The following is a 25,860-nucleotide window of genomic DNA, read 5'->3' on the forward strand; positions in this document are numbered from 1 at the left end:
TTGGGTCCCGGCCTCCGCCGGGGTGGGTGCTGGCGTAGGATAGGTGTTGGAGCGAGGTCGTCATTCCCGAGGCGGCGGGAACTCCTATCGGGATGACGTCGCGCCAAGATCCCAGGATCTTTGAGGATATGGATCCCCGCCTGCGCGGGAATGACGAAGTTCGGGCGGGATAGATTCCTCCCCCGCCAGGGGGAGGTGGCGCCGAAGGTGACGGAGGGGGCGGACACGCAACCGCCGTTTCGCTTTCCTCCCCCTCCGTCTGGCAAACGCCAGCCACCTCCCCCTGGCGGGGGAGAATTTCACCGACAACGATGACCTGTGTTTACCCTGCGAACGCCTTGACGAGGTCGAACAGGTAATCGCGGCCGTCGTAGAGCGAGGTGATGCGGATGCGTTCGTTGAGGCCGTGGATGCCGCCCATGTCCTTGTCGATGAACACGCCCGGCGCGCCGTAGACCGGGATGCCTATCGCCTCGAAGAAGATGCCGTCGGTCGCGCCGGTCGACATCAGCGGCAGGATCGGGATGCCGGGGAAATGCTTCGCCGCGACCTTGGTCACCGGACCCATGATCCTGGGGTCGAGCGTCGGCGGGATCGCGGTCGGGCGGACCGGCTGGTTGGCGCTGACCGTCACCTTGGCGCCGGCAAGTTCCTTCAGCTTGGCGAGCGTGCCGTCGACCGTCTCGCCGGGGAAGATCCGGCAGTTGATGTTCGCGGTCGCGCGCTGCGGCAGCGCGTTCTCGGCATGCCCCGCGCTCAGCAGCGTCGCCACGCAGGTCGTCCTGAGCGTCGAGTGCATCGCCTTGTCGCGGCTGACGATCGCATCCGCGGCCTTGTCCTCGGGGTTCGCGAGCAGCTTGGTGATCGCATCCCCCATCTCGCCCGGCATCGCCTTGGCGCTGGCCGCGAAGAACGCCTTGGTGGTGTCGGTGAACTTCACCGGGAACTCGTACCCCTGCACCGCCTTCACCGCATCGGCGAGCGCGTAGATCGCGTTCTCGGGGGTCGGCTGCGAGCTGTGCCCGCCCGGGTTGGTGGCGAGGAACGTGTAGTTCTGCGCGGCCTTCTCGCCGACCTGGATCGCGAGCAGCTGGCGCTTGCCGTTATCGTCGGTGCGGCCGCCGCCGCCCTCGTTCAGCGCGAATTCGGCGGCGATCAGGTCTGGCTTCGACTTTGCGAGATACTGCGCGCCGTTCCATGCGAACGTGGTCTCCTCGCCGCAGGTGAGCGCGAGCTTGATCGTCCGCTTGGGCTTGTAGCCGGACGTCTTGAAGCGGATCATCGCGTCGGACCAGATCGCCGCCTGCGCCTTGTCGTCGACGGTGCCGCGCGCGTAATAATAGCCGCCCTCCTCGATCAGCGTGAACGGATCGCGCACCCAATCCTCGCGCTTGGCCTCGACCACGTCGAGATGCGCGAGCAGCAGCATCGGCTTGATCGACGCGTCGGAGCCCTTCAGCACCGCGACCAGCCCGCCATCCTTGGGATGCTCGGGCACCGAGAAATAGGTGATGTCGGCATCGGCATAGCCCGCCGTCTTGAGCCGCGCACCGATCTGCGCTGCCGCCTGCGTGCAGCTGCCGGCGGACAGCGTCGTGTTGGTCTCGACCAGTTCCTTGTAGAGTCCGAAGAACGCCTTCTGGTCGGGCCGGGACTGCGCCTGTGCCGCAACCGGTGTCGTCAGTATCGCCGCCGTGAGCAGCCAGCCGGTCGCGCGCATGTTCATCCCCTTGATCGTTTATGCCCAGAGAGTTGCAGCGATCACGCGGTTACGCAACCGCGCGATCGAAGACCTGCGCTTCAGTGGCGGAGCTTGCGGGGGAGGGCGAGGCGCACTTCGCGGTTGGCGAAGTCGATATCGACGTGGCGGAACAGTTGCAGCGCGTCCATCCCGAGCAGCATCGCCGGCTTGTTCTCCAGCCCGAACTGGCGGAACGGCGGCGCGTCCTCGAGCGTGAAGGCGACCGGCAGATCGCCGATCGTCAGGCTGCCGATCGTCACCCGGTCGATCGTGGTATAGTCGGCGCCGACGGTCTGGCCGGTCACGCCGGTCAGCGAGATGCGCTGCGTCCGAGTCGACTTGCGCATCACCTTGCGGCGCAGGGCGGCGTTGCCCATGCTGACCGACGATCCGGTATCGAGGATCACGCGGACGCGGATGCCGTTGCAATAGGCGTCGGTGACGACCAGCTGGCCGAACAGGCTGCGCGCGCGGACGACGATCTCGTCGCGGTCGGCGCTGTCGCGCAGGCGGCGCTTGCGCGACGGGGTGACGGTCATCGTCCGGGTATCGAAATCGAGGCCGACCGCATGGCCCTGCAACGTATCGATCCCGAGCAGGCCGGGCGCGCCGAGATAGAGGGCGGCGATCGCCGGTGCCTCGATCGGCAGGCTGCCGATGACGCTGACCTTCAGCGACGGGATCAGCACCGTGGCGATGCTGTCCGACCCGGTCATGCCGGTGACCCGGACGACGCGCCCGGGCGCCAGACGCAGCGTGCTCGCGAGTTCGCGCGAGATGACGGTCCGCTGCGCGCCGGTGTCGACGATGAAGGGGTAGGGGCCGGCGCGGGCGATCGTCACGGGCACCGTCATGCGCGACCCGTCGTCGCCGAACAGCATCGCGGTGGAGTCGCCCTGGGCAGGCGATGCTGCACTGTCCACGGGTGCAGCATTCGGCGGCGCGGGCGCAGTATTCTGCGGATTTGCCGGGGCGGCGGCGACGAGGAGGAACGGGACGAGCCACGTGTGCATGCTGCAAATGCTGCGCTTGATTTCGTGCGTGCGCAACTGTCGTTCCGTCGATCCTCCCGCGCCAGGGGGAGGTGTCATCGCAGGTGACGGAGGGAGGACACGGAACTTCTGTTTCGCCTGCCTCCCCCTCCGTCTGGCAAGTGCCAGCCACCTCCCCCTGGCGGGGGAGGATCTAGAGAGCGTCAATCCGGCCGCATCGCTTCGGCCGCCAGTGCTTCGGCCTCGATCAGCAGTGCGTCGTCGGACGAGTGCGTCGCCACCTTCTCGCGACCGATCAGCGTCAGTACCGGGACCGCGAGCGGCGTCACGCGGTCGAGATCGACGTGCAGCATCGTGTCCGCCGCGCGCTCCAGCAGCGAGGCCAGCCGCCCGACATCGGTCATCCGCGCGCGCGCGTCCGCCCAGGCCGCCTCAAGCAGCAGGTGGGTCGGCTCGTATTTGCGGAGCACGTCATAGATCAGGTCGGTCGAGAAGGTGACCTGCTTGCCGGTCTTGCGCTTGCCCGGATGCTGGCGCTCGACCAGCCCGCCGATCACCGCGACCTCGCGGAACGCACGTTTCAGCAGATGCGATTGCTGCACCCAGTCGACGAACTCGTGTTCGAGGATGTCCGCGGAGAACAGCGAGGCGGGATCGACGATCTTCTCCAGCCCGTACACCGCGATCGCATAATCGTTGGCGACGAAGCCGAGCGGTTTCAGCCCCTGCGTCTCCATCCGCCGGGTGATCAGCATGCCGAGCGACTGGTGCGCGTTCCAGCCCTCGAAGCTGTAGGCGACCATATAGTGGCGGCCCTCGCGTGGGAACGTCTCGACCAGCAGCTGGCCGGGCTCGGGCAGCACCGAGCGGAACCGCTGGAATTCGAGCCATTCGCGGACATCGTCGGGAAAGCGCGCCCACTCGCCGGGATGCGCGAGAAACCCGCGCACGCGGGCCGCGAGGTTGGTCGACAACGGCATGCGGCTGCCGCCATAGGTCGGGATCCGCGCCGGTTTCGCGGTCGCGCGGACGACCAGATCCTCGGTGTCGATCTTCATCACCTCGAGGCTGAGCCCGGCGAAGAAGAAGGTGTCGCCGTGCGACAGGCTGGCGGCGAACCCTTCCTCGACCTTGCCGAGCTGGCGGCCGTTGGCGAACCGCACCGTCAGCATCGTCGCCTCGACGATGATCCCCGCGTTCAGCCGGTGCTGACCGATGAATTTCGGGTGGCTGACGCGCCAGCGGCCGTCCGTATCCTTGGTCAGCCGCTTGAACTTGTCATAGGCTTTCAGCGAATAGCCACCGTCGCTGATGAAGCCGAGCACGCGCGCGAACGTCTCGGTCGGCAGCGCCGAATAGGGCAGCGCGGAGCGCACTTCGTCGAGCAGTTCCGCCTCGTGGAACGGCGCCGCGCACGCACACGCCATGACGTGCTGCGCGAGCACGTCGAGCGCGCCCTCGCGGAAGACGTCGGCATCGAGTTCGCCCGCCTCGACCGCGTCGAGCGCGGCACGCGCCTCGAGATATTCGAACCGGTTGCCGGGAACGACGATCGCCTCCGACGCCTCGTCGAGCCGGTGGTTGGCGCGGCCGATCCGCTGCAGCAGCCGCGACGAGCCCTTCGGCGCGCCCATCTGGATCACGCAGTCGACATCGCCCCAGTCGACCCCGAGATCGAGGCTGGCGGTGGCGACCAGCGCGCGCAGTCGCCCCTCGGCCATCGCGCCCTCGACCTTCTGTCGCGCTTCCCTGGCGAGGCTGCCGTGGTGGACACCGATCGGCAGGTTGTCGGTATTCACCTTCCACAGATCCTGGAAGATCAGCTCGGCGAGACTGCGCGTGTTGCAGAACACGATCGAGGTGCGATGCGCGGTGATCTCCGCCATCACCTGTTCGGCGGCATAGCGCCCCGAATGGCCCGACCACGGCACGCGGCCCTGGGGCAACAGGATCGCGATGTTCGGATCGGCACCGGGTTCGCCCTGGATGCTGGCGACCTGATCGATATCGCCGTCGGGCGCGAGCCAGGCGCGGTAGCCATCGGCGTCCGCCACGGTCGCCGACAGCGCGACGCGGCGCAGGCCGGGCGAGATCCGCTGCAACCGCGCCATGCAGAGCGACAGCAGGTCGCCGCGCTTGCCGGTGGCGAACGCGTGGACCTCGTCGACGACGATCGTCCGGATCCCCTCGAACATCGTGATGCTGTCGGGATAACTGAGCAGCAGCGACAGCGATTCAGGCGTCGTCAGCAGGATCTGCGGCGGCTTGATCCGTTGCCGTGCCTTCTTGTCGCTCGAGGTGTCGCCGGTCCGCGTCTCGACCCGGATGTCGAGCCCCATCTCCTCGATCGGCGTCAGCAGGTTGCGCTGCACGTCGACCGCGAGCGCCTTCAGCGGCGACACGTAGAGCGTGTGCAAGCCCTCTATGGGGTCCTCGACCAGTTCGGCGAGCGTCGGCAGGAATCCGGCGAGCGTCTTCCCCGCGCCGGTCGCCGCAACCAGCAGGGCATGATGCCCGGCGCGGCCTTCCGCCAGCATCTCCAGCTGGTGACGCCGCGGCCGCCAGCCGCGATCCGCGAACCAGGTGGCGATCGCATCCGGCAGGGGCGGCGGCGGGGGCGGGGGGAGGGGGAGGTCGCTCACGGCCTGTTCACGCATCGTCGTCATATGGGGGCAACGCGCCGCACCGCTATGGACCGCGCGGCCGGGTCCGGCGATTTGGCGCACGCTTCCTTTTGCGCCCCCTCGAGAAAGACCGATCGTGTCGTTGTTCCGCTATCTGCTTCCGCTACCGCTGCTCGTGCTGCTGCCGTTCGCCACCGCGACCGCCGCGACCAAATCCTTCATCGGTGCCGGCGGCATGGTGCGGCTGTCGCATCCGTCGAGCGTATCGCCGACCCGCACCTTCGCCGGTCGCGCGCTGATGAACAGCGGCTGGCGGCAGATGTGGGACGGCACGCCGGTCGGCCGCGGCGTCGGTGTCGTCCGCTTCTGGCAGATCGCCCGGCCGCGCGACGGGCAGGGGCAGGTGACCGAGATGCTCCAGGTCGGCTTCAGCCGGAGCGCGGCGGTGGTCGCGACCTGCGGCACCGCGGGCATGACGTCGGGCAATGGCCGCCGCCTGCCGAACCGGATGCTCGGCGGCCACCGCTGGACGGCGTACGCCAATGGCGATGCGGGGATGAGCCAGAGCGTCGCCGCGATCAACCTGCGCACCGTGGTCAACGGCACCTGCTACACGGTCGACCGCATCACCTACGCGGTGAAGGCCGCCGCCCCGCCGAGCCGCAACGCGCCCGACCAGGCCACCGCCGCCGCGACGATGGACGCGATCCTGGCGACGATCCACGTCGGCGGGCGGCGCTGAGACGATTCGCGTCGGGCCGAGGCGGAGGTGGACCGACGACGCCCCGTCGCGCGCGGCGTGCGGCGTGATGAGGAGAAGCCCTGCGTATCGAACGACGGAGCGTGACCGGGTATCGCGCGCCGACGAATCCGCGGCCGATGCGCGCGTCCGTGTCGATGCGGCAGGGGCGGGCATCTTTCGCGGGGGTGTGACGCGTTGTCGGGAAGCCGCGCGGGGATGTTAGCACTCGCTTGCAGGCATCGGTATGATCGTTAACCGTCAGCCAATCGAGGTACGAGGGGAGTTAACGATGCGCTACGAGACGGACCATCGCAGTCGAACGCGCGCTATTGCGGTGTATGGCGCGATTGTTTGCGTTGGGGCGGCGCTGGGCTTTCTGGTAAGGGCGGGCGTCATCACCGAGCACATCCTCTGGTAACAATTGCCAACGATCGCAAGACGACATTGCTCGCCAAAGCAGCCGTTCCGCTAATGCCCAATAGCGGACGCTTGGGTTGCAAATCGGGGCTTCCGAAAGCAGCCATTTGTTAAAGGGCGTTCTTTCCCACTCCGTATCCAAAATACCAAAGTTTTTGCATCGACATCCATGACAAAAAGCAGGTGCACTGCGCTTGACAAGGCCGGTCGAAATGAAGCGTGGGCTGGCTTACAAGGCGGTCGTTCGTCGCCTAGTTTGATCGGGTTCAAGGAACCCGAATGAAGACGGCAACATCACAAGTGCTTCACATGATGCATAAATCTATTACATCGATGGGGACAATGCCTGGCGAAAAAAAATGGCATGTAACCTACGATATCCTTAAACTACGGGTTTCCCGATCGAGCGCCCTCGTCTTCTTGACGCCATTCGCGCTCAAGGATCAGCGTTTCAGCCCGCTCATCTGACGCCAACGATATCCCAGTAAGCTAAGCACGACACTTATTGCCGTCAGCACCCACAGCGTGGTCGATCCCGCAAGCGCGGCGATCAGACCCGAGCCGAGGGGAGCCGCGGCTAAGATGATTGGTAGCAGCCAAAGCGCCCATGACTTCCACTCGGCCGCAAATAAAACCCAAATCACGATTGGCATCATCAATAGCCAGTAGACCGGGTTGCTTCTCTGCTCAATAAAGCCTGGCTCTACGATTCTACTAATTACAGCCGCTGTGAGCATTACACCCGTGCCGAAGCCCGCAAGTACAGCGAGATTAGCCGGTCGGTCCCCGCGCAAGTCAACTGGAAAATTGCTCACGAGCCGCTATGTGCCGTTGGGTAGACGATCCAGACCACCAACTGGTGAAGGGCGCCGTTATAGGTACTGACGCCTGTTCCGTAGGCGGCTCCCAGTGCATCTAGAAGCTTAAACTTTAGAGTGAGGTTGATAGCCGCAGCGGTCGCTCGCTTGTTGCCTGCCAATTCAAGAGACTCAGTCAATCTCCGGCGCTGGGGGCGGCTTAGCTGGCCCAATCCCTCGCGCACAGTAACATTAGCCGTTCGCATCTTCCGTACCATCTTTACGGTTTGTACTGCCGTCGTCGCTGCACCCGCGAGACCAATAATGTCCAAGCTGGTGTTCGCGATACTATACCAGAATTGATTATCCAGCCAGTCAACCGTACGGGCCTTGCCCGCGTAGACCGCGATGATACGGCCGGCCGAATTTAGCACTTGAACTGTCGAGCTCACCGCACCGCCCCACATAAGACCCGTGACAATCAGCGATCCGCCTACCGTCTCGGGTGCCGCCGCCACTGAGCCCGCAACCCCAATCCAAGCAACGGTTGCCCCGGTCAGGTTGAGGCCGAGGCTGATCTACTCGTCTTTCAATGAGACCTTGATGGGCGTCTTGGCAGGCTGCTTATTGGGAACGTCGCGCTGCTGGATCACGACAAATGGCTTCTCGTGACCACTGGGCCGCAAAATCTGTTTGCGTCCGTGGTCCACGAGCAACACACCCATACCCTTGGTCTGCGGCAGGCTATCCACTGCGGCACCAGCCGTCGCTGGTACACGGCGGATGAAACTGGCCGGTTTCCTATAGGGCGCCCCGTTCGGCTAGCTGAAGGCGATGTTGCCTTAGTCGCTGGTTTTGCCATCCCGCGTCCTTGATTGCCTGCGGGAGCTTCATACGCACGGGGACAGCCATGCCACAAGCCAAGCTGACAGCGGTGTTTATATTACGAAGAGATATTCCATTCCGGCCATTCCGCTTCCGCCTAAACATTGCCATTCCACCAGCGAGCTCCGCCACCCGAAACCGGACATTGCGTAACGACGGGATTTGCCCGAACATTGTGCGTGCCAGCGTGACGGAATTGGTAGACGTATCGCTACAGCGATCCCGGCGACGGGTGCGGGTTCGATCCCCTGCCGTTGGAAACTTCGCTCAGTTCCGGTCAGTTGGGCTGCTTGCTTGTCTCGATACGCCGCATGAGCATGCAGATTTAGGCGTCGCCGATCAGTAGTAGTAGAACTTAGTTTTTGCTTTGCCGCCCGCGTCTAGCGAAAGCGTAAAAGAAGTCCATTCCCCTCCCGTATGACATTTCATCAACCCCCGAAGCTTCGTGCAAAGCTCGGCATTGTCGATCGCATATCCAGCCGCAGTATCTGGATATTTCTGCGTCCCATGTTGTATGACTGAAAGCGAACTGCTGACAGTGCTGTAACGTTCTACATATTCGTATTCACACGTTATAAATTCGTAAGGGCCCTCGACCTGATCAAGCATCAGCTGAGCCAGTTCCGTCATTATCTCGGCCTGCTTCTCTATTGGGTTCATTTCCAAGCTCCGCTTTTGCATCATCCGCTACCAAACCGCGTGAACCTTGGTATCCTAGCGATGCAAACCTAACGCATCCCGACCGAATAAGGGGGGTGTTTTTGACGATCCCGAGCCCAGAGCCGCCCGTCCGCTTTCCTTCCCTGAGCGGACCTTGCTGATGATCGCTCGGCGTGGTGTGATCATGGCATGCAGCGCAAGGCAATCATGGTCGATGTGGATGGTGTTCTCATCGCGCACCCGAATGCGCGAGGGTGGAGCGCCAATCTGGAGCGCGACCTGGGTATTGCAGTCCCGGCCCTGCAAAGAGTTTTCTTCGAGCAGCACTGGGATGACGTGGTGCATGGGCGCGCCGCACTGCGAGACCGTCTCGCGCCGGCGCTCGCGGAAGTATCGCCTTCGGTTTCTTGCGACGCCTTCATCGATTACTGGTTTCGCAACGATGCGCACATCGATCACCGCTTGCTTGCTGAACTACAGGCGCTGCGTTGCGAAGGCATCGAAGTCCATCTCGCGACGGTGCAGGAACATGAGCGGGCGGCGTATCTTTGGGACCGGCTCGACCTCCGCAGCAAATTCGATGGCCTGCATTACGCCGCTGCGCTGGGTTGTTCCAAACCAGACCCAGCCTTTTACCGATCCGTGGAAGCCGCCGTCGATCTCAAATCAGAGGCGATCTTCTTTGTCGACGACAAGGTCCTCAACGTCGCTGGAGCGCAAGATTGCGGGTGGACGGCGGCTTTGTGGACTGGCCAACAAACGCTGCGAGAGCTGATGGATCAGCAGCATTGGAGCGGCGGCCGACACCCAGGAATTGGTGTTCGCGATCGACGCACGCCTCTTCTCATACGCATATGACGCGTTTCGAGAAGCTGCCGTTGGTCAATCAATCAAAACCCGTATAGCTTTCGAACCATGTGGACGCGCATAATGGCGCTAGCTCCGAAGATCAGCATGACGATCAGGGCCATGCCGAAACGTCGGCTCGGCTTATCGTCAGAGCTGGAAGCCATTTCTAGAATGCTTGAAACGGCAACAGAAGCACATACGGTTGCCATACCAATGTATCCGAACAGGTATGCAGCCGTACTTTCCGCCTGGTGAGCTCGAACCGGATGATTAACTGCACCGTACAGGTCGACAACATGCGGAACATGCTCATAAACCCAGACAGAATATATCCAAAGCGCGGTGCAGGCCAAGGCGAACGGTGCGGCCACGATCCAGCGCCTATTCGGACTCTGTTCCATCACGATCGTTTAACACTGCTCGAGACCGTGCGCTATCACCAGACCTTCGACCGAAAGCCGCCGGTCCGCTGTCCTCTCCTTCCGGCTATTTCGCTTGCGCCCGGTTGCGGCCGCTCGGGCGGGCAAGCCGAGGCCCGAGATTGGCCATGCGTTCGGCGCTGACATCCCTGCGTCTCGATCGTCGCGTCGCGGCAGTGGGGCGGTGCAATCCGGAGCAGGTGTCGTGACGGCGGAGGACGCCGATCGATCGCCTGGCGGTCACGGCCGAAGTCGGTTGCGTCAGGTCAATCCAGCGATACAACCTGATCGAGCGGCCGAAATCCAAAATGGTTCGGCAGCTGCGGGGGGATGGTAGGATGAAAAGGGGTATTGCGGCGGTCGCTTTGGCGATCTCTGTCGGGGCCAATGCGCAAACGGTTGCGGAAGATGCGCGGGCATTCGGTGCCCGCCCCGCTGTCGAGGACATCAGCCTTTCGCCCGACGGGCAGCGGATCGCGTTCGTCGCACCGGGCAGCGGGCAGTCTTCGACCTTGTATACGGTCGCGGTTGGCGATGGTGCGGAACCGAAGGGGGCGCTGGCGGTGAGTGGCGCGCCCGACAGGCTGTCCGCGTGTCGCTTCGTCGCCAGCGCGCGGCTGGTGTGCACGATCTGGGGAGCGTTCAAGGCGCCGGACTATACCCGGCCGATGCTCTATACACGCGTCGTCGCGACGGATGCGACGGGCAGCAATCAGAAGATGTTGACCGGTCGTCAAGTCAACCAGCGGGACGCGACCTATTATGGCGGGTCGGTGCGCGATTGGTTGCCGGGCGAGGACGGCCAGGTGCTGATGGATCGCGACTATAGTCGCACCGATACGATCGACACCAATATCGGCACGCTCCGCTCGGGTACCGGCGTCGACAGGGTCGATACCCGGACGGGGCAGCACCGCAACGTCGAGCCGCCAAAACCCAACGTCGCCGAGTATATTTCCGACGGACGCGGGACGATCCGCATCGCCGGCTACCAGATGGTGGCGGGCACCGGGCAGTTCGATGGGCGGATCACCTATCGCTATCGCAAGGCTGGGTCGACCGACTGGCTCGATTTCGGCATCTACGACATGATCAAGCGGGAGGGGTTCAACCCGTACGGTATCGATCCGGTCGCCAACGTCGTCTATGGCTTGCGCAAGACAGGGGGACGGCAGGCGCTATTTGCGCGGGCGCTGGATGGCAGCGATGCCGAAACTCTCGTTCTTTCGCGACCCGACGTCGACATCGACGGCCTGATCCGCATCGGCCGTGACGGGCACATCGTCGGCGCCACCTACGCTACCGACAAGCGTACCGCCGTATACTTCGACCCGGCCGTGAAATCCGACATTACGATGCTTCACAAGGCGTTGCCCTTGCTGCCGATCATCGATGTCGTCGATTCGAGCAGCGATGGAAAGCAGCTCCTGGTGCACGCGGCGGCGGACAACGATCCTGGCCGCTATTATCTATTCGACAAGGCTACGAAGAAGCTTCGGATCCTGATGCAGGATCGCCCACAGCTCGACGGGCGCAAACTCGCCAATGTCCAGGCCATCACATACCCGGCGCAGGACGGCACGATGATTCCTGCCTATCTGACGATGCCGCCGACCGGCCCGGCAAAGGGCCTGCACGCGATCGTCATGCCGCACGGCGGCCCGAGCGCGCGTGACGAATGGGGCTTCGACTGGCTGGCGCAGTTCTATGCAGCGCGTGGTTATGCGGTCATCCAACCCAATTATCGCGGCTCGTCGGGATATGGCGACGCCTACCGCATGGAAAATGGTTTTCGGTCCTGGCGCAAAGCGGTGGGTGACACCAGCGATGCAGGTCGCTGGCTGGTAAAGCAGGGCATCGCCGATCCCCGCAAGCTGGCCATCGTTGGCTGGTCCTACGGGGGCTATGCAGCGTTGGAAGCTGGTGTCCTCGACCCTCAGCTATTCAAGGCCATCGTCGCAATTGCACCGGTCACGGATCCCGCTAGCCTGAGCGAACAATTACGCGGCTACCAATACTACCGAATGACCAAAGACTATTTGGGCGCGCTCGAGCCAGAGGCATCGCCTGCCAAAAACGCGCAACGGATAGCTGCGCCCGTGCTGCTGTTTCACGGAAATCTGGATAGCAATGTGTCCTACAGTCAATCCACTCTGATGGAATCCCGGCTGAAGTCCGCGGGCAAGCCGGTCGAGTTGGTGACGTTCGATGGCCTGGACCATCAGATCTACGATTCGACGGCACGCGAACAAATTCTGGAGAAATCCGATGCGTTTCTACGCGCATCGACGGGAGGATGAGGCGATCGGCGTCGGCGCAAAGTCGCGGTCGTGACCCCGCGCAAACGCGACAATAGACGACGGCAGAAGCGTGTGTGTCCCGGCGGCCGCGTCGAGGCCGCGCTGCTTGTCCTGGCGGGGGCAGTGCCCTGTTGGGAACAAACAGCGCGGGCGGGAGGTCGCGGCATCTCCGCGGATACACGCTTGCAACCTATCGACGCTTCCGTCAGTTTCCTCGGTACGATCGGGAGATGTTCGATGCTGAAGATACTTGCTGCGTTCGGTCTCGCCTCTTGTGCGACGGTCGCCCCCGCCCAGTTCATTTTCATCAGCCCGAACGCGAACCCGACGACCGGGTCGACGTTCGGTGCCGCGCTTCCCCGGATCGACCCGATCGGTGGGCAAGTGGGCATTTTCGACAACAGCATAACGCCGACGATGCGCCGCGAGCGGCAGGAGAGGATCGCCAGAACGCTCAGGTTCATCGCATCGGCGCCCGACAAATGGACGTCGAGCAACCCGCGGGAAGCCCGCCGCCTCTACGTAAAGGCCGAGACCGCCGCCAAATGGGCACAGGTCAACGCCGATGGCGGCAGCATGTAGCTGGTGAAGATTGCCCCGTATTCTACCCTATAGAGATCGCAGCGGGCGGTATGTTTCGTGCAACGTCGTGGAGGACGGATATGAAGATCATGATTGCCGCGTTGATCGCGACTGGCGCAACTTCGCCGGCCTTTGCGCAGAGTTCGCCGTACCAGGGCTCGCCGACGCCTACCCTCAGTCCGTCACAACTCCCCTCGCCCGAGGCCGGAACACGCTCTGCCGATTACCTGTCGCGAAGTTCGCTCGAAACGCCGACGATGCGCCGGCAAAAACGCGAGCGAGCAATTGCGCTGCGAGAGGAGGCGTTGCAACTTCAGGCGCAGGATGGCGGGACGCTCTCCAAGAATCATCAGCTGTATATTCAACGCAAGTCCGCTGAAATCCTCGCCTATAGTAATCAGACGCCGCCCGGTTTGCTTCAGCCTGCACGATAGGCCGCGGTAAGGCGCGTTCCGAACGATCGCCATTCCACGTCCGGTGGCGATCGGTTGCCGCTGCCGTTCCGGCATCTCAATGCTTGGCGGCGTAAGAAGACCCGCGAGGAATCCGGCGGGCTGTCCTCCTATCCCGGCCATCAGCCGGTCGCGAGGGCTGCGACCGAGCACGACGCGACCGGTGTGGCATGCACGGCACCGCGGTGGCGGTTCGCGCGTACTAGCGTCATGGCAAAACTCGGCGACTGGCTCGAACCGCATCCGCACGGCATCCTCGTCAAGCCGATCGACGCATGGATAGATCCGTCGGTGCCGAGCGCGAAGGCCCTCGTCACGCACGGTCATGCCGATCACGCGCGCGGCGGGCATGCGGCGGTGTGGGCGACACCCGAGACGCTGGCGATCATGGATGCGCGCTATGGCCCGCAGGCCGGCAACCCGGTGGCGTATGGCGAGACGATCCGGATGGGAGACGGCGACGATGCAGTCGATATCGGCTTCGTCCCGGCCGGTCACGTGCTGGGCTCTGCGCAAATCGTGCTCGACTATCGCGGCGAGCGGATCGTCGTGTCGGGCGACTACAAGCGCCGCTCGGACCCGACCTGCACGCCGTTCGAGCCGGTCAAATGCGATGTGTTCATCACCGAGGCGACGTTCGGCCTGCCGGTGTTTCGCCACCCCGACACCGGCGACGAAATCGACAAGCTGATCGCCGCGCTGCATGCCAACCCCGATCGCTGCGTGGTCGTCGGGGCCTATGCGCTGGGCAAGGCGCAGCGGGTGATCGCCGAACTGCGCGAACGGGGGCATTCGGCGCCGATCTACATCCACGGCGCATTGCAGAAGCTGTGCGACCTGTATGCCGAGCACGGCGTGCGGCTCGGCGAGCTGCTGCCCGTGGCGGACGCGAAGAAGGCGGACATGGCGGGGCATGTCGTGATGTGCCCGCCCGGCGCGCTCAACGATCGCTGGTCGCGGCGGCTACCCGATCCGATCACGGCGATGGCGAGCGGGTGGATGCGGGTGCGGGGGCGCGCGCGCCAGAAGAACGTCGAACTGCCGCTGATCCTGAGCGATCACGCCGATTGGGACGAACTGACCGCGACGCTGACCGAGATCGCACCGAAGGAGGTGTGGGTGACGCATGGGCGCGAGGACGCGCTGGTCCATTGGTGCATGACGCGGCAGATCAAGGCGCGCGCGCTGGCGTTGGTGGGGTTCGAGGACGAGGACGACTGAACCCCTGATCCTGTCCCGCCCGGGGGGAGGTGGCCGGCGCTTGCCGATCGGAGGGGGAAGAAAGGGAAAACCTCCGTTCCGTGTCCTCCCCCTCCGTCGCCTCGCGCCACCTCCCCCCGGCGGGGGAGGATTGCGGATACCGAGGCTTGCGCTTTGTGGAAGTCCCGGCAGGATAGGGCATCGCTTCTGTCGCAAGGATATTCCGTGGCCCGTTCGACCAAGTTCGCCGCTCTGTTGCTGCTATCGCTTTCCACGACCGCCATCGCGCAGGATGCGCCGAAGAAGGAAAAGTCGGAGTCCAACGCGGACCGGATGAAGGCCGAGGCGGAGGCGGATTACGCGAACGCGCCCGTCGCCGAGCAGGAGGTCAAGTCGAAGGGTCGCGTCACCGTCGGCGGCCGGTCGCTCGGCTATACCGCGACCGTCGGCACGCTGACGCTGCGCGATACCGAGGGCAAGCCGACCGCGAGCATGTTCTACACCGGCTACACGCTCGACGGCGTGAAGCCGGGTACCAAGCGCCCGGTGACCTTCTTCTACAATGGTGGCCCGGGGTCCCCCAGTTTCTGGCTGCACATGGGCTCGTTCGCGCCGGTCCGGCTGCGCACCGCCAATCCCGAATACATCAAGCCCGCGCCGTACGACTTCGGGCCCAACCCCGACACGCTGCTCGACAAGACCGACATGGTGTTCATCGACGCGGTCGGCACGGGCTATTCGCGACCGCTCGGCGATACCAAGCCGTCCGCCTTCTACGGCGTCGACGAGGATGCCGACGCGTTCGCCAAGGGCATCTTGCGCTACGCCACCAAATATGGCCGCTGGAACAGCCCGAAGTTCCTGTTCGGCGAGAGCTACGGCACCACCCGGTCGGGCGCGCTCGCCTATCAGTTGCAGGATCGCGGGATGGCGCTGAACGGCGTCGTGCTGCTGTCGTCGATCATGAACTACGGGTACCGCCAGCCGGGGCTCGACGAGATCTACCTCAACTACCTGCCGAGCTATGCGGCGAGCGCCTGGTATCACAACCGCCTGCAGAACCGCCCCGCCGACGTCGCGACGATCGTCGCCGAGGCCCGCGCGTTCGCGACCGGTCCGTATGCGGCGGCGCTGTCGAAGGGGCAGACGATCCCGGATGCGGAACGCGATGCGGTCGCCAACCGGATGAGCCAGCTGATCGGGATTTCGCCCGACTTCATCAAGCGCGCCAACCTCCGCATCGATCTCGCGCGCTTCCAGAAGGAGTTGCTGCGCGACCAGCGCCTCACGCTCGGGCGGTTCGATTCGCGCTACACCGGCGTCGACAGCGATGCGGCGGGCGAGCGGCCCGAGACCGACGCGTCGGACACCGCGATCGCCGGCGCGTTCATCGCGACGTTCAACGACTATGTGACGCACACGCTCGGCTACAAGACCGAGATGCCGTACCGCCTGAGCGCGCGCGATGCGCCGGGCTGGACGTGGAACTGGAAGCACGACGCGCCGGGGCGTGGTGGCCAGTCGCAGAACAATCCGAACACCGCGGTCGACCTCGCCGCGGCGATGCGCGAGAATCCGTATCTCAATGTGCTGTCGATGAATGGCTATTACGACATGGCGACGCCGTTCTTCGGGACGGAGAACGACCTCGGGCACATGATGCTTGACCCGTCGCGGCAGCGGAACCTGGCGTACCGCTATTATCCCGCCGGGCACATGACGTATCTCAATCCGGAGGCGCTGCACCAGATGAAGGCGGATTTGTCGCGCTGGTACGACGTTGCCGTCGGCGAGGCGCGGAGTGCGACGCCGCCGGGTGGCGCGAGTGTCTCGGGGGCTGACGGGGCGGGGCGGGTGCCGAACTAAATCCTGACGTCAGACCAGATCATTGCGTGATGCCCATGCGATCCTCCCCTGCCAGGGGGAGGTGGCGCCGAAGGCGACGGAGGGGGAGGACACGGAACAAGCGTTGCTCCTTCCTCCCCCTCCGTCTGGCAAGGGCCAGCCACCTCCCCCTGGCGGGGGAGGATCGCGAGGGAGCGCGCCTACCTTGCTCCCTCCAGCGCCTTCGCCCGGCGGCGTTGTACGGAACTGCCGATCCCGAGCGCCTCGCGGTACTTCGCCACCGTCCTGCGCGCGATGTCGAAGCCCTTGGCGTTGAGCAGGTCGACCAGCGTGTCGTCCGACAGGATTTTGGCGCCCTCGGTGTCGATCAGCGCCTTGATCGCCGATTTCACCGCCTGCGCCGACACCGCCTCGCCGCCGTCCGCGGACTGGATCGCGCTCGTGAAAAAGTATTTCAGCTCGTAGAGCCCGCGCGCGCACGAGACGTATTTGTTGCTCGTCACGCGGCTGACGGTCGATTCGTGCATCTCGATCGCGTCCGCCACCTGGCGCAGCGTCAGCGGGCGGAGATGCGCGACGCCCTTGAGGAAGAACGCCTCCTGCTGCTTCACGATCTCGGTCGCGACCTTGATGATCGTCCGCTGGCGCTGGTCGAGCGCCTTGACCAGCCAGTTCGCGCTGGCGAGGCAGTCCGACAGCCACGCCTTCGATGCCTTGTCCTGCTGCCCGCCCGACAGTTCGGTGTAGTAGCTGCGGTTGACCAGCACGCGCGGCAGGGTGGTGGCGTTGATCTCGATCGCCCACCCGGCCTTGGTGCGCGCGACGAACAGGTCGGGGGTGACCGATTGCGCAGGCTCGCCGCCGAAACGACAGCCGGGCTTCGGATCATAGCCGCGCAGTTCGCGGATCATGTCGGCCATGTCCTCGTCGTCGACGTCGCACATCCGCTTCAGCCGCGTCAGTTCGCCGCGTGCGAGCAGGTCGAGATTGTCGATCAGCCGCGCCATGCACGGATCGTAGCGATCCGCCTCCTTCGCCTGCAGCGTCAGGCACTCGGCGAGATCGCGCGCGCCGACGCCGGTCGGGTCGAAGGTCTGGATCGTCGCCAGCACGCCCTCGACGCGGACCAGCGGCACGCCGAGCCGGTTGGCGATGTCGAGCAACGATACGGTCAGATAGCCCGCCTCGTCGATCTGGTCGATCAGGTGCGCGGCGATGAACGCGTCCTCGTGGGGGATTGCGGGGCCGGCCTGTGCGAGCAGGTGATCGGCGAGGCTGAGGCTGGTATCGGCGAACGCGTCGAGATCGGGGCCGTCCTCGCCGCCGGCACCGCCTGCGCTCGCGCCGGTCATTGACAGCGCACCGTCCATACCGCTGCCGCCGTCGGCGACGCTGTCCTGCTGGTGGCTTTCGGTGGCGTAGTCGACGTCGAGCGTCGGTTCGTCGCCGCTACCCGTGCCCGCGACGAGTTCGTCGGCCGCCACGCGTTCGTCGCGCACTTCGGGGGCGGGCTCGCGGTCGGGGGCGTCGTTGTCCTCGGCGGCCGTCGCTTCGAGGAGAGGGTTGCGCTCGACTTCCTCGGCGATGAACCCCTCGATTTCCAGGTTCGACAGCGCCAGCAGCTTGATCGCCTGCTGGAGCTGCGGGGTCATCACCAACGATTGCGACTGGCGGATGTCCAGGCGAGGGGCGAGGCTCATGACGCGGAGGTGAGTTCCAATCCTCCCCCGCAAGGGGGAGGTGGCAGGCACAGCCTGACGGAGGGGGAGGTAAGAGCCAACCGGTGTTTCATGTCCTCCCCCTCCGACGCCTTTGGCGCCACCTCCCCCTTGCGGGGGAGGATCGTAAGCAATGAATTAAAGCGAGAAGCCTTCGCCGAGATACAGGCGACGCACGTTGGCATCGGCGACCAGTTCTTCCGGCGAGCCGGAGAACAGCACGCGGCCGTCGTAGATGATGTACGCGCGGTCGACGATTTCGAGCGTCTCGCGGACGTTGTGGTCAGTGATCAGCACGCCGATATCGCGGCGCTTGAGATCCTTCACGAGATCGCGGATGTCGGCGATCGAGATCGGATCGATGCCCGCGAACGGCTCGTCGAGCAGCATGATCGACGGATCGGCCGCAAGTGCGCGGGCGATTTCGGCGCGCCGCCGCTCGCCGCCCGACAATGCCATCGCCGGTGCCGCGCGAAGCCGGGTGAGCCCGAACTCCTCGAGCAGCGTATCGAGTTTGCGTTGCCGCGCCGCCTTGTCCGGCTCGGACAGCTCGAGCACGGTCAGGATGTTCTTCTCGATCGTCAGCCCGCGGAAGATCGACGTTTCCTGCGGTAGATAGCCAAGGCCGAGGATCGCGCGCCGGTACATCGGCAGCTTCGTGATGTCCTCGCCGTCGAGCATGATGCGACCCGAATCGGGCTTCACCAGGCCCATCACCGAATAGAAGCACGTCGTCTTGCCGGCGCCGTTGGGACCGAGCAGCCCGACCACCTCGCCGCGCCCGACCGATACCGACACGTCGGTAAGCACGACGCGCTTGTCGTAGGACTTGGCGATCGAGACGACCTGGAGCCCGTCGCTGATCGGCGGCTCGGCAATCGGCTCTACCGCTTCGATCGGGGGCAGCGTGGTGGCGTCCATGGGATCATGCCTCGCAGGAATAGAGTGCCGAACGCTTTACGCGGGGCCGGATTGGCAGGAAACATGCATGGAAGGAAACATGCATGAGGTTGCGCGCGGTGGAAAGCCCCGGCGTGATGGACTGGATCAGTTGCGCTTGGGAACCGAGAAGGTGCCGGTCACGCGACCGCCCGACTGTGTCACCGTACCGCCACTGCTGGTCGCGCCGCTGCTGCCGCCGACCGACGAGCCGTCGATCACCGCGCGGCCGGTGTCGAGGTTCATCGTCAGCCGCCCGCCATTCACGGTATTGCCCTGCTGCGTCAGCGTGACCGCGCCGAGCATCGTGATGACGCGCTTGTTGAGATCGTAGATCGCGTACTGGCTCTTCGCGGTCTGATCGGGGCGCCTCACCGTCACGCCGCCCGACGCATCGAGCCGCGAGACCTGCGGATTGCCGCCGATCACCTCGCCGGTGTACGCGACCGTCATCCGCGCCGAGTTCAGCGTCATCTCCGCCTGCTTGACGGAGACGTTGCCCGACAGCACCGCGCGGTTCGCCTTGTCCTGCAGTTCGATGTGATCCGCGCCGAAATTGATCGGGGCGTTCGAGTTGTGCGCCTGCTGCGCGACCGCAGCCGTGGACAACGACAGGGCGGCCAGCGAGAGCGTGGACAGCGACAGGGCGGATAGCCCGGCGAGGATGGGGGTGGCGCGCATGGCGGCTATTTCGGCCCTCTGGGCACGATCCGCAAGCGGGCATTGCCGTCGAGCGTCACGGTGCGTGCTTCCAGGTTGGCGCGCAGCTTGTTCGCGCTGAACGTCCCCTGCTGGACCGTGCCGGTCGCAGCCCCGCCGCTCTCGAGCGTCCGCGCCTTCATGTCGATCGTCGCGTTGGTGGTCTTGAGGTCGTAGCCGCCCGCCGCGGTGGCGTTGAGCGGCCCGAACAGCTGCACCTTCTCGGTGTCCATGTCGTAGCGGCCGGTGTTCGCCTTGATGTCGGCGGGGCCATCGGTGAGCTGAATCCGCGCGGCGAGCGTGTTGAGCTGGACGATCGGCTCGGCGGAACTCTTCTGGATCGCCGAGGCGGCGTCGAGCGTAAACGCCTGGCCCTTCGAATCCTCGCCGCGATACTGCGCCGACTGGATCTTCATCCGCTCCTGCGCGACGTCGACCTTGTTCTTGTCGAGCAGGAACGACACGTCGCCGCCCGCGGTCAGCGGCGCCATCACCAGGAACGCCGCGAGCACGCCGATCGCGGTCGGCAGGCCGAGCCGCGCGATCGCCACCAGCCGATCGTGACTGCCACCGGGCGCGGCCCAGTCCTGCCGCGCGGTGCGCACGCGGCGGGCGGTCGGGGAAGGCGGCGGAACGTCGATCATGCGGCGATCATGCGTGCGCGAAAATGTCGATCTCGGGCCAGCCGGCGAGATCGAGGGCGGCGCGGGTCGGCAGGAAGTCGAAGCACGCCTGCGCCAGTTCCATGCGGCCCTCGCGAATCAGCCGCTTGTCGAGCTCGGTGCGCAGCCGGTGGAGGAAGCGGACGTCGGAGGCCGCATAATCCTTCTGCGCCTCCGACAGTTCGGGGCTGCCCCAGTCGGACGATTGCTGCTGCTTCGAGATATCCTGGCCGAGCAGTTCGCGGACTAGCTCCTTCAGGCCGTGGCGATCGGTATAGGTGCGGACCAGCCGTGAGGCGATCTTGGTGCAATAGACCGGCGCCGCGACAATTCCGAGATAATGCTGGACCGCGGCGATATCGAATCGACCGAAATGATAGAGCTTCACGCGGCCCGGATCGCCAAGCAGCGCCTTCAGATTGGGTGCGTCGTAGCCGGCGCCGGCGGCGAAACGGACGAGATGCTCGTCGGGGCCGCCATCCGACAGCTGGACGAGGCACAGCCGGTCGCGCGGGGTGATGAGCCCCATCGTCTCGGTATCGACGGCGATCGCGGCGCCGGCCGCGAACAGATCGGCGGGGATGTCGCCTTCGTGGAGATAAACTGTCATGGCACCGGCCGTAGCGGCCCGCGGCTGAACGCTCAATGGCCGTGTCGCCCGACGCGACCGCGAATCGGGCGAAGTTGTGGCCCGTCATGGCGCAATGCGACGAGTCGTGGCCTGCAAGCGACACCTGCGCCACTTTCGGTCCAAATCGATCGGCTGCGGATCAGAATCTATTCGCGACGCCTTGTAATTTGCGCTACGGGTAGTCTCAAGGCGCAAAAGGTTTCGCGCTGGAAAACCCGCGTTCGTCGTCCGGCACAAGGGTTTTGAGAAATTTGCGGGCGAACCGGGAAGACGAACAGAGCTTATGGGTTTCGATAAAGGTGGCCGCGGGAACCGTGGCGGGCGTGGCCGCGACAAGCGCGACAGCTTCGGCGGCGGCGATAACGAGTTCGGCGGCGGCAGCAGCTTCGGCGGCGGTGGCGATCGGTTCGGCGGCGGCGGCAGCAGCTATGGCGGCGGCGGTGGCTCGAGCTACGGCGGCGGTGGCAGCAGCTACGGCGGCGGCAGCAGCTTCGGTGGCGGCAGCGGCGGCGGCGGCGGTGGTTACCGCGGCGGCGGCGGTGGCGGCGGCTTCTCGGGCGGTGGCGGCGGCGGCGGTGGTCGCGGCATGCCTCCCCAGGTCGTCGGCGAAGGCACCGGCGTCGTAAAGTTCTTCAACGCGCAGAAGGGCTTCGGCTTCGTCGTTCGCGATGACGGCGGCGAGGACGTGTTCGTCCACATCAGCGCCGTCGAGCAGGCCGGCATGGTCGCGCTTGCCGAGGGTCAGCCGCTCGGCTTCACGCTCGTCGACCGCGGTGGCCGTATCTCGGCAACCGACCTCAAGATCGACGGCGAGCCGATGGCCGTCACCGATCGCGGCCCGCCGCGTGACCGCGATGCCGGCCCGGGCGCGCCCCGTGGTGGCGATCGTGACGGTGGTGCAGGTGGCGCACAGCGCCAGCTGACCGGCGAGAAGGCGACCGGTACGGTCAAGTTCTTCAACGCGATGAAGGGCTTCGGCTTCATCCAGCGCGACGACGGACAGCCCGACGCATTCGTCCACATCTCGGCCGTAGAGCGCGCCGGCATGGCGACGCTGAACGAGGGCGACAAGCTCGAGTTCGAGCTCGAAGTCGATCGTCGCGGCAAGTATGCAGCGGTGAACCTGAGCGCAGGCGGCTGATCGCTGTCCGACTCAGAACGCTGATCGTACCGTGTTCGGTAGGATAATGATCGCGGCCGGTCTCGCTTTGGCGGGGCCGGCCGTTTTCGTGTCGTCGTCGCAGATGTCGTCGGCGACTCCGGCGCAGGCGCGGGCTACGCGGGTGCCAACTGGCCCGGCACAGGCCAAGGCCGCCACGGCCCCCCCTGCGCCGGAGGCGCGCGTGCCGGTGTTGGCGGCGACGATCGTCGCGCGCTATCCGCACGATCGCACCGCGTTCACCGAAGGGCTGCTGTGGCACGACGGCGCGCTGTACGAGAGCACCGGGCAGGAGCGGCAATCCGATGTCCGCCGGGTGTCGCTCGCCGATGGCAAGATCCTCGCCAGGGTGCGAATCGATCCCGCGCAGTTCGGCGAGGGGCTGGCGCTGTGGAAAGACCAGCTCGTCAGCCTGACCTGGCATGACGGGATCGCGCATCGCTGGGACGTCCGCACGCTGAAGGCGAAGGGCGAGAACCGCTACACCGGGGAGGGCTGGGGCCTGACCAGCGACGGTGTTTCGCTGATCCAGTCCGACGGCAGCCCCGACATTATCTTCCGCGATCCGCTGACGCTGGCCGAGCGCCGCCGGGTGGCGGTGACGTTCGACGGCCGCCCGCTGCGCGACATCAACGAGCTCGAATATGTCGGCGGTTCCGGTGGCGGCGCCTTGCTTGCGAACGTCTGGCACACCGGCTTCCTGGTCCGCATCGATCCGGCGTCGGGCAAGGTGACGGCGGTCGTCGATCTCCGCCCGCTGGTCGCCGAAGTCGGCGCGACCGACCCGGAAGCCGTGCTCAACGGCATCGCCTGGGACGCGAAGGCGGGGCGTTTGTTCGTGACCGGCAAATACTGGCCCACGCTGTTCGAAATCCGGATCGCCGCACCGGCGCGCTGAGCGAACGCCTGCGCGCTGCATCGCCGGCGGAGGGTCGCCAAGCCGTCCCTCGCCGCTCTGGCCATGGCAGGCGATCGCACCGGGCACCGGCGGAACGATTGAAATTGCCCGATAGCGGACGTCACCGGTTTGACATAAGCCGTACGATAGCGATCACAGTCGCGAACGCGATCACGGCCCATCCGCCTCGGCGTTGGAGCTGCCGGCTATCCTTCAGCGCCAGCCAGCGGACCCAAGTGGGTACCGGATCCAGTTGATTTCGGGTCAACGTCGGCGTCGACGCCGCGCGCAAGAGTACCATCGCGCCGAACGCAATCATACACGCCGGAAAGACTAAACCTTCGGACGCGAAGCGCTCAAACCACTGCATGGTTCTGGTTAGCATAACCCAGCTCCCGGCCGCCAACCTTCCCAAAGCGGCCATTCCGATTACCCCCATTTTCGCACGCTACGGGCCTTCCGCCCGCACCCGCACGGAGGCCGGGCGCCAGCCAAGACGAACCGCGCGCCTCAGCCTAAGCCGAGCTCGATGGATCGTGCCGAGCGGGAAGCCACCGAATTATGGCAGAGCATCCGTGCCGCCTGTGATCGTTGAACCAAGCCGGTCGCCTCGCAACGCCCTACCGTGCGGCACCGTCCCCCCGCCGGAACTCGCTCGGCACCCATATTGGGCAAGCAGGCTGTAGCGGTTGCCCGAGACGTGACGGAGGCGCGGTTGCGCGCAATCATGCCCACCGCCGGGGCACGCACAGCCCGTTTCATCGGCCCGCTCAGTCCGGCTATGCGCGCGCATGGCATTGACACCAACGCGCGCCGAGCAGCTGGCCGAGCCTCAAACCGCAGCCGACAGCGCGGGCAGGTTCTGGGCGTCGAACGGCCTGAACGGCGCACCCAAACTGTGTTGGCGCGGGCACAATTCGACGGCATATCTTCCACCGTCAACGGTGGCGATCACGGGAGTGCGGAACGATAGGCAGCATGTCAAAGAGCGTCAGGAGCCTGGCAGCCGGCGGAGGACTGATCGCGCTGGCATCAATCGCGGGATGTGGCTCGTCCAAGGACGCCCGCGCAGGCGACGAAGCGTCCGGCGCCGCGTCGGCGGGAACGGCAACGGTGGCGCCGGTCCCGGTTACAGCCAACGCGGTCGTCGCAGACGACGCCACTTACCCGACGCCGCCCGTCCCCAGCGCTAGCGAGGCCGCGCGCGCGGGCGACACGCTGTGCGAGGCTGGCGAAACGCCCTTATTTTCCTGCGAGATCGGTGCCAAGCGCGTGTCGGTCTGCGGCAGTGGTTCGGGTGCGGTCTATCGCTACGGATCGCCCGGCAAGGTGGAGTTGACCTCGCGCAGCCTGACCTTCGCCAACCGTGGCTATTCGGGAGGATGGGAATCGCAGATCACCGCCAAAAATGGTGATTACACCTACACCGTCTACGATAGTACGGTGCGCACCGCTTTCGGGGACGGCGGCAACGATCCGGCATTCTCCAGCGGACTGGTCGTGTCTCGCGGGGAGCGCACGATCTCGTCCAAGATGTGCAAGGCGGAGTCGTCGATAGACGCGGCTGCGGAACAGTCGCTGCCGGCTGGCCGCTTCGCCGAGCACTAAGCCGGGTGGTCATTGGTCAGCGCGCACAAGACGCTGAGCCGCGACTGCTCTCCTGAAACCAATATTCCGGGAAGAACGCTACGGCCTGACGGGCGTAACCATCGGGCGGCGCTGGACATCGATGCGGTGTCGCGTACGTTGACGTGTGTCGGCGCGTTGCCAACGCGGCATGGACCAGGGGAAAGGCATGAGCGACCAACACTGGCCGGATATGCTGGGGCGAATACATACTGGCAACAGTGCCGGCGTATATTACAATTATTACGCCGATACGGGTGGAGCACATAGAGTCAGCCAGCAAGCGCCTGGGTATAAAGCCAGCCTGAGCATCATGGCTTCGTCGAAGAGAAAAGTCCTCGTCACCCTGAATTTCTTCGCGATATCCGGCTACGGATTCTCCTCGACCGCAGGCGAGATGCAGAGAGCCAAGGATAATCTGGTCGATCAGGTCCGGTCGCTGTGGAACCAGCGCAGGTTGAGAATGATACTGTTCGTGCTGGACGATCGAGGTCGACCCACCGGAGTCTCGCGCAACCTCGATGTCGAGTTTCGGATCAGATGGACTCAATCGATGGCGAGCGCCGATTACGTCTTGTGCGTGTATCCGACACAGAACGATCTTCCCATGGTCCCGGGCAGGACCGACCGGCCGCCGTTCGTCATGTCCGGCGCCTGGACTCAATCGCACAGGATCGAGATGCACATCGCGGCAACCGAACCGGCGTGGACGTTCAGTCACGAATTCGGTCACTGCATCGGACTACCCGACGAATACAGCCACCCCGGTGTCGGCTATTTGAAACCGGAGGGGCGCGAGGGCCTTTTGCTCCAACGACCGGACGCCTTCATCCCCGCCAATCGGCAGGGCGGTGTCGTGGCGGGCCGCCGCAGTCCAGATCTCAGGACGGGGATGAGTACGAACCCCAACAACAACCTCCTGCCACGACATTTGTGGCCGACCGCGATCGAGGTCAGAAGGCTGGTCAATCGATTGTCGAAGAGCACCAAATTTGGTGTCGATGTGAATTTTTCACGATGAAG

Annotated in this window: 25 protein-coding genes and 1 pseudogene; 13 read left to right on the top strand and 13 right to left on the bottom strand. The window is 64.9% G+C overall.

All coding sequences use genetic code 11. The annotated features are described in order from the left end of the window. Positions 1-322 precede the first annotated feature (322 nt). From O6Y00_RS15245 to O6Y00_RS15255, 3 genes are all read right to left on the bottom strand, one after another. Positions 323-1,720 carry a M20/M25/M40 family metallo-hydrolase gene (locus O6Y00_RS15245; RefSeq protein ID WP_353443660.1) on the bottom strand — a complete coding sequence of 466 codons (1,398 nt, stop codon included), beginning with the start codon at positions 1,718-1,720 and terminating at the stop codon, positions 323-325. A gap of 80 nt (positions 1,721-1,800) precedes the next feature. After that, positions 1,801-2,754, bottom strand: a complete 954-nt coding sequence (locus O6Y00_RS15250; RefSeq protein WP_353443435.1) for an aspartyl protease family protein — start codon at positions 2,752-2,754, stop codon at positions 1,801-1,803. Between the two features lie 182 nt (positions 2,755-2,936). Beyond that, the gene (locus tag O6Y00_RS15255; RefSeq protein ID WP_353443661.1) at positions 2,937-5,390 is read right to left on the bottom strand and encodes a ligase-associated DNA damage response DEXH box helicase; all 2,454 of its coding nucleotides are present in this window, start codon (positions 5,388-5,390) and stop codon (positions 2,937-2,939) included. Between the two features lie 103 nt (positions 5,391-5,493). On the opposite strand from O6Y00_RS15255, the gene O6Y00_RS15260 reads away from it, so the two are divergent. Beyond that, positions 5,494-6,099 (top strand): hypothetical protein, encoded by a 606-nt coding sequence (locus tag O6Y00_RS15260; protein ID WP_353443437.1) that lies wholly within the window; start codon positions 5,494-5,496, stop codon positions 6,097-6,099. Between the two features lie 289 nt (positions 6,100-6,388). Continuing rightward, complete coding sequence (locus tag O6Y00_RS15265) at positions 6,389-6,517, top strand: hypothetical protein (protein WP_353443439.1); 129 nt, start codon at positions 6,389-6,391, stop codon at positions 6,515-6,517. Between the two features lie 442 nt (positions 6,518-6,959). Here O6Y00_RS15265 and O6Y00_RS15270 read toward each other — a convergent pair whose 3' ends face one another. From O6Y00_RS15270 to O6Y00_RS15280, 3 genes are all read right to left on the bottom strand, one after another. Continuing rightward, positions 6,960-7,172 carry a hypothetical protein gene (locus tag O6Y00_RS15270; protein ID WP_353443441.1) on the bottom strand — a complete coding sequence of 71 codons (213 nt, stop codon included), beginning with the start codon at positions 7,170-7,172 and terminating at the stop codon, positions 6,960-6,962. A 155-nt stretch (positions 7,173-7,327) separates the two neighbouring features. Continuing rightward, positions 7,328-7,831 (bottom strand): hypothetical protein, encoded by a 504-nt coding sequence (locus O6Y00_RS15275; protein WP_353443443.1) that lies wholly within the window; start codon positions 7,829-7,831, stop codon positions 7,328-7,330. A gap of 60 nt (positions 7,832-7,891) precedes the next feature. Continuing rightward, entirely contained in the window at positions 7,892-8,065 is a 174-nt protein-coding gene (locus tag O6Y00_RS15280) for a hypothetical protein (protein ID WP_353443444.1), read from the bottom strand. Positions 8,066-8,380: 315 nt separating this feature from the next. Here O6Y00_RS15280 and O6Y00_RS15285 point away from each other — a divergent pair. Then, positions 8,381-8,458: pseudogene (locus O6Y00_RS15285) on the top strand. Positions 8,459-8,537: 79 nt separating this feature from the next. On the opposite strand, the gene O6Y00_RS15290 reads toward O6Y00_RS15285, so the two are convergent. Continuing rightward, positions 8,538-8,882: a hypothetical protein gene (locus tag O6Y00_RS15290; protein WP_353443445.1), complete on the bottom strand. Its 345-nt coding sequence runs from the start codon at positions 8,880-8,882 to the stop codon at positions 8,538-8,540. A 165-nt stretch (positions 8,883-9,047) separates the two neighbouring features. Between O6Y00_RS15290 and O6Y00_RS15295 the strand changes: the two genes are divergently transcribed. Then, on the top strand, positions 9,048-9,716 hold the full coding sequence (locus tag O6Y00_RS15295; RefSeq protein ID WP_353443446.1) for an HAD family hydrolase: 669 nt from the start codon (positions 9,048-9,050) through the stop codon (positions 9,714-9,716). A 32-nt stretch (positions 9,717-9,748) separates the two neighbouring features. Here O6Y00_RS15295 and O6Y00_RS15300 read toward each other — a convergent pair whose 3' ends face one another. Further along, positions 9,749-10,078 carry a hypothetical protein gene (locus O6Y00_RS15300; RefSeq protein WP_353443447.1) on the bottom strand — a complete coding sequence of 110 codons (330 nt, stop codon included), beginning with the start codon at positions 10,076-10,078 and terminating at the stop codon, positions 9,749-9,751. A gap of 386 nt (positions 10,079-10,464) precedes the next feature. On the opposite strand from O6Y00_RS15300, the gene O6Y00_RS15305 reads away from it, so the two are divergent. The 5 genes from O6Y00_RS15305 (at position 10,465) to O6Y00_RS15325 (ending at position 16,526) form a co-directional block, all read left to right on the top strand. Beyond that, positions 10,465-12,426 carry an alpha/beta hydrolase family protein gene (locus O6Y00_RS15305; RefSeq protein WP_353443449.1) on the top strand — a complete coding sequence of 654 codons (1,962 nt, stop codon included), beginning with the start codon at positions 10,465-10,467 and terminating at the stop codon, positions 12,424-12,426. A 237-nt stretch (positions 12,427-12,663) separates the two neighbouring features. Then, positions 12,664-13,008 carry a hypothetical protein gene (locus tag O6Y00_RS15310; protein ID WP_353443450.1) on the top strand — a complete coding sequence of 115 codons (345 nt, stop codon included), beginning with the start codon at positions 12,664-12,666 and terminating at the stop codon, positions 13,006-13,008. An 80-nt stretch (positions 13,009-13,088) separates the two neighbouring features. Continuing rightward, the gene (locus O6Y00_RS15315; protein ID WP_353443451.1) at positions 13,089-13,442 is read left to right on the top strand and encodes a hypothetical protein; all 354 of its coding nucleotides are present in this window, start codon (positions 13,089-13,091) and stop codon (positions 13,440-13,442) included. A 228-nt stretch (positions 13,443-13,670) separates the two neighbouring features. Beyond that, positions 13,671-14,681, top strand: a complete 1,011-nt coding sequence (locus tag O6Y00_RS15320; protein ID WP_353443452.1) for a ligase-associated DNA damage response exonuclease — start codon at positions 13,671-13,673, stop codon at positions 14,679-14,681. 204 nt (positions 14,682-14,885) lie between these two features. After that, positions 14,886-16,526 (top strand): S10 family peptidase, encoded by a 1,641-nt coding sequence (locus tag O6Y00_RS15325; protein WP_353443453.1) that lies wholly within the window; start codon positions 14,886-14,888, stop codon positions 16,524-16,526. Between the two features lie 179 nt (positions 16,527-16,705). On the opposite strand, the gene rpoN is transcribed toward O6Y00_RS15325, so the two are convergent. The 5 genes from rpoN to O6Y00_RS15350 form a co-directional block, all read right to left on the bottom strand. Further along, complete coding sequence (gene rpoN, locus O6Y00_RS15330; protein ID WP_353443454.1) at positions 16,706-18,205, bottom strand: RNA polymerase factor sigma-54; 1,500 nt, start codon at positions 18,203-18,205, stop codon at positions 16,706-16,708. A 156-nt stretch (positions 18,206-18,361) separates the two neighbouring features. Then, positions 18,362-19,144, bottom strand: coding sequence for an LPS export ABC transporter ATP-binding protein (lptB, locus tag O6Y00_RS15335; protein ID WP_353443455.1), 783 nt, complete (start codon positions 19,142-19,144; stop codon positions 18,362-18,364). Between the two features lie 126 nt (positions 19,145-19,270). Next, entirely contained in the window at positions 19,271-19,843 is a 573-nt protein-coding gene (locus O6Y00_RS15340; RefSeq protein WP_353443456.1) for an LptA/OstA family protein, read from the bottom strand. Between the two features lie 5 nt (positions 19,844-19,848). Then, positions 19,849-20,505 (bottom strand): LPS export ABC transporter periplasmic protein LptC, encoded by a 657-nt coding sequence (gene lptC / locus O6Y00_RS15345; RefSeq protein WP_353443457.1) that lies wholly within the window; start codon positions 20,503-20,505, stop codon positions 19,849-19,851. Between the two features lie 7 nt (positions 20,506-20,512). After that, positions 20,513-21,133: a ribonuclease D gene (locus O6Y00_RS15350; protein WP_353443458.1), complete on the bottom strand. Its 621-nt coding sequence runs from the start codon at positions 21,131-21,133 to the stop codon at positions 20,513-20,515. Positions 21,134-21,437: 304 nt separating this feature from the next. On the opposite strand from O6Y00_RS15350, the gene O6Y00_RS15355 reads away from it, so the two are divergent. The 4 genes from O6Y00_RS15355 to O6Y00_RS15370 all read left to right on the top strand — a co-directional run bounded on the left by O6Y00_RS15355 (position 21,438) and on the right by O6Y00_RS15370 (position 25,858). Then, positions 21,438-22,295, top strand: a complete 858-nt coding sequence (locus O6Y00_RS15355) for a cold-shock protein (protein ID WP_353443459.1) — start codon at positions 21,438-21,440, stop codon at positions 22,293-22,295. 46 nt (positions 22,296-22,341) lie between these two features. Next, positions 22,342-23,211 (top strand): glutaminyl-peptide cyclotransferase, encoded by an 870-nt coding sequence (locus tag O6Y00_RS15360; RefSeq protein WP_353443460.1) that lies wholly within the window; start codon positions 22,342-22,344, stop codon positions 23,209-23,211. Between the two features lie 978 nt (positions 23,212-24,189). Continuing rightward, positions 24,190-24,819: a hypothetical protein gene (locus O6Y00_RS15365; RefSeq protein WP_353443461.1), complete on the top strand. Its 630-nt coding sequence runs from the start codon at positions 24,190-24,192 to the stop codon at positions 24,817-24,819. 187 nt (positions 24,820-25,006) lie between these two features. Continuing rightward, entirely contained in the window at positions 25,007-25,858 is an 852-nt protein-coding gene (locus O6Y00_RS15370) for a hypothetical protein (protein WP_353443462.1), read from the top strand. The last annotated feature ends 2 nt before the right edge of the window (positions 25,859-25,860 follow it).

This window comes from Sphingomonas faeni (assembly GCF_040407565.1).
GTDB lineage: Bacteria > Pseudomonadota > Alphaproteobacteria > Sphingomonadales > Sphingomonadaceae > Sphingomonas > Sphingomonas faeni_F.

What these genes read in the sequence shown, in the direction of transcription:
- O6Y00_RS15245 (WP_353443660.1), bottom strand. Translation starts at nt 1,720, where the DNA reads ATGCGCGCGACCGGCTGGCTGCTCACGGCGGCGATACTGACGACACCG.
- O6Y00_RS15250 (WP_353443435.1), bottom strand. Translation starts at nt 2,754, where the DNA reads ATGCACACGTGGCTCGTCCCGTTCCTCCTCGTCGCCGCCGCCCCGGCA.
- O6Y00_RS15255 (WP_353443661.1), bottom strand. Translation starts at nt 5,390, where the DNA reads ATGCGTGAACAGGCCGTGAGCGACCTCCCCCTCCCCCCGCCCCCGCCG.
- O6Y00_RS15265 (WP_353443439.1), top strand. Translation starts at nt 6,389, where the DNA reads ATGCGCTACGAGACGGACCATCGCAGTCGAACGCGCGCTATTGCGGTG.
- O6Y00_RS15270 (WP_353443441.1), bottom strand. Translation starts at nt 7,172, where the DNA reads ATGATGCCAATCGTGATTTGGGTTTTATTTGCGGCCGAGTGGAAGTCA.
- O6Y00_RS15290 (WP_353443445.1), bottom strand. Translation starts at nt 8,882, where the DNA reads ATGATGCAAAAGCGGAGCTTGGAAATGAACCCAATAGAGAAGCAGGCC.
- O6Y00_RS15295 (WP_353443446.1), top strand. Translation starts at nt 9,048, where the DNA reads ATGCAGCGCAAGGCAATCATGGTCGATGTGGATGGTGTTCTCATCGCG.
- O6Y00_RS15305 (WP_353443449.1), top strand. Translation starts at nt 10,465, where the DNA reads ATGAAAAGGGGTATTGCGGCGGTCGCTTTGGCGATCTCTGTCGGGGCC.
- O6Y00_RS15310 (WP_353443450.1), top strand. Translation starts at nt 12,664, where the DNA reads ATGCTGAAGATACTTGCTGCGTTCGGTCTCGCCTCTTGTGCGACGGTC.
- O6Y00_RS15315 (WP_353443451.1), top strand. Translation starts at nt 13,089, where the DNA reads ATGAAGATCATGATTGCCGCGTTGATCGCGACTGGCGCAACTTCGCCG.
- O6Y00_RS15320 (WP_353443452.1), top strand. Translation starts at nt 13,671, where the DNA reads ATGGCAAAACTCGGCGACTGGCTCGAACCGCATCCGCACGGCATCCTC.
- rpoN (WP_353443454.1), bottom strand. Translation starts at nt 18,205, where the DNA reads ATGAGCCTCGCCCCTCGCCTGGACATCCGCCAGTCGCAATCGTTGGTG.
- lptB (WP_353443455.1), bottom strand. Translation starts at nt 19,144, where the DNA reads ATGGACGCCACCACGCTGCCCCCGATCGAAGCGGTAGAGCCGATTGCC.
- O6Y00_RS15340 (WP_353443456.1), bottom strand. Translation starts at nt 19,843, where the DNA reads ATGCGCGCCACCCCCATCCTCGCCGGGCTATCCGCCCTGTCGCTGTCC.
- lptC (WP_353443457.1), bottom strand. Translation starts at nt 20,505, where the DNA reads ATGATCGACGTTCCGCCGCCTTCCCCGACCGCCCGCCGCGTGCGCACC.
- O6Y00_RS15350 (WP_353443458.1), bottom strand. Translation starts at nt 21,133, where the DNA reads ATGACAGTTTATCTCCACGAAGGCGACATCCCCGCCGATCTGTTCGCG.
- O6Y00_RS15355 (WP_353443459.1), top strand. Translation starts at nt 21,438, where the DNA reads ATGGGTTTCGATAAAGGTGGCCGCGGGAACCGTGGCGGGCGTGGCCGC.
- O6Y00_RS15360 (WP_353443460.1), top strand. Translation starts at nt 22,342, where the DNA reads ATGATCGCGGCCGGTCTCGCTTTGGCGGGGCCGGCCGTTTTCGTGTCG.
- O6Y00_RS15365 (WP_353443461.1), top strand. Translation starts at nt 24,190, where the DNA reads ATGTCAAAGAGCGTCAGGAGCCTGGCAGCCGGCGGAGGACTGATCGCG.
- O6Y00_RS15370 (WP_353443462.1), top strand. Translation starts at nt 25,007, where the DNA reads ATGAGCGACCAACACTGGCCGGATATGCTGGGGCGAATACATACTGGC.